The organism is Pseudomonas sp. K5002, assembly GCF_013386655.1.
GTDB lineage: Bacteria > Pseudomonadota > Gammaproteobacteria > Pseudomonadales > Pseudomonadaceae > Aquipseudomonas.
The window spans coordinates 1-2,631 of sequence record NZ_JACARK010000070.1 but is presented as its reverse complement, the minus strand read 5'-3'; the positions used below and the strand labels follow the sequence as shown (position 1 = coordinate 2,631).

Sequence of the window (2,631 nt, the reverse complement as noted above, 5' to 3'; positions counted from 1 at the left end):
TGTGGGCCCTCTCGCCGATGCTGGCCGAAGGTTCGCAATCCTGGTCGCTGCGGTTGGTTGCAGGTGCTGACACCGAGGCGGCCGACAGCCGCATCCTGCAAGCCCATCCGCGCAGCGGCGACCTGCGTTTGGCTGACAGCCACTACGGCATGTTTGCCAAGGAGATGCCCGCCAAGGGCAAGTTGACCTGGACCGCCTTCGCGGTGGAGGACTTTGCGGCCAATGGGGTGGTGGTCAAGGAAGGCGACCCGATCGACCAAAAGATCCTCGATGATTTCGGCCTGGGTTCGATTGATGATTTCTGTGGGGGCAATCCGGCGTACTGCGCCGTGAAAGTTGGCTATGTCTGGACCGAATTCGGCGCCAAGGACCTGGCGGACAACGGGATTATCGTCACCGTCGGAACGCCGATCGAGCAAAGCATCCTGGACCAGTTCGGTATCCCGTCCATCGATGAGTTCTGTGCAAGCTCGCCCGCCTACTGCCAGGCCCAAAGCGGCAAAGAGTATGCGGCGACCCCCTCCAGCAGCCGTTTCAGTGTGATTCGCACCGGTACGGGCGACCTCGAACTGCTCAGCGCCGGCAACTTGAGCATGGACTCCCTGTATGGGGTCTACACCGCCGGTACATCGTCCACTGCAACCGGTGCCAGTGACCCCTACAACCAGCCCAAGGCGCTGAACAGCGCGAAGACGGTGCTGAACGATACCAACAGTTATTTTGAACAGTTCGTCAACGGCTCATCTGACAGCCTGTACCGTGCCTGGTACCCGGAGGCAGGGGGGAATTTGAGCGTGAACGTGGGGGGCAACCTGACGGGGAATATCCTGGGAGGCGTCTTCAACCCAAGTCGGCCCAACCCCCTGGATAACGGCATCGACTCCGCCGATGTGGCCAACTGGCTGTGGCGCCAGGGCAGCGGCACGGTGAACACCGGCGGGCAGGCGCAGCCGACGGCCTGGTGGATCAATTTCGGTAGCTATACCGCCAACGCCTCCAAGGCTGATGCGTTCGTCGGGTTTACCGGTTTCGGCACCCTCGGCGGCGGTGACGTGGATGTACAGGTAGGCGGGGATGCCGGTGTGCTTCGGCGCATGGACGGCAACCCAATGTCGGCCTCTGCCAACCCGCGCAGCCAGGGGCTGGTGCTGGCGGTTGGCAGTACCGGGCGGGTTGCCGGTGATGGCAGCCTGCAGTTGACGGGCGGTGGTGATCTGCGGGTGCGTATCGGTGGCGCCCTGAACCCTGGCAGCGTGGTTGATGTAAACGATCAGAACGGCCAGTTGGTGAATATCCGGGGCAATGTCCAACTGCAAAGTGCGACCACGGGCCGGATCGACCTGACCTACGGCAGCAACAGCTCTGAGCAGAGCCCGGGCGAAACCCGCGCATTCGATCCGTTCCAGGCGACCCGTGGCCGGGCAGTGGGGGGCATCACCCTGGTGCCGGGGGATGCCACATTCAACCTGACGACATTGGGTGACCTGGTGCTGCAGCAAGTGATTGACCCGGGCCGTGTCGTCCTGCTGAACAACTCATCGTTTACCCGTGGCGGGACGAGTGGGACCGGCGAAAGTTGGTTCTCGTTGTGGACCGGGCACACGGCAATCGACCTGTTTTCAGCGGGGGGCAACGTGACGCCATCTGTCTCCGCCGCAGCGTCCGACCTGGCAACCGTCTACCCATCGATCGTTCGAGCGACGGCGGCTGGCGGCAGTATTTATTACGGAAACGCCGTCCTGGGGTCCCAAGCCGATACGAGTCCGATAAATGCCTTGGTGCTCGCCCCCGGTGCCAGCAGCCAGTTGCAATTCCTGGCCCATGACTCGATTTATGCGGGCGGTATGTTTGTCACGCCTTCCGGGGCCGACCCCAGCATCATGGCCACACCTTGGCGGCCGGCGTTTGTCGGGACCATTGATGGTCAGGTGGTTGTCGATGGCAACAATCTGTCGGAAAACGGTAGCTCGCCGGGTTCCCTTCCGCGGCCTCTGTTTGCCTTTGGCTCCGCCACGGCGTCGGCAGCCGCTTACGCGCCAACGGAACCGGCGCGGTTCTATGCCTTGACCGGCGATCTGGTGGGGGTCAGCAGCGGCCGGACCCTGACGTTCAATTCTTCCCCCTCGTTTTTGCATTCAGGGCAGACCTGGTACGAGGGTAACGGGCCAGTTTGGATGATGGCGGGGCGAGACATTGTCAGCAGTGGCAGCCGTTTTAATACGGCCCCTGGTGCGGTCAGCGAGCAGTCGACCGGCAACCTGTTCATCCACAACAACCCCACTGACATCTCCATCGTCTCCGCCGGGCGCGACATTCTGTACAGCAACTTCCAGGTTGCCGGTCCTGGCCTGCTGGAAGTGACGGCGGGCGGCAATATCCTGATGTCCGGGCGTGACCCGGCGAAGGGCGGCGAAGTCAGCATCACCAGCCTGGGCCCGGTGGTCGCGGGCGACAACCGCCCTGGCGCAGGCATCGTCATGCAAGCTGGCGTCGGTCCCAACGGCCCGGATTACCGGCGCTTTGTCGAGGCCTACCTGGACCCGGCCAACCTCGTCCAGCCAGGCGAAGCCCTGTCGATCCAGGGCGGCAAGGTCGCCAAGACCTATGAGAACGAACTGGTCACCTGGCTCG

1 pseudogene is annotated in these 2,631 nt (G+C 63.0%); it reads left to right on the top strand.

The features are described 5' to 3' along the window. Positions 1-2,631 (top strand): annotated as a pseudogene (locus HX846_RS04215) (hemagglutinin); the annotation flags it as partial.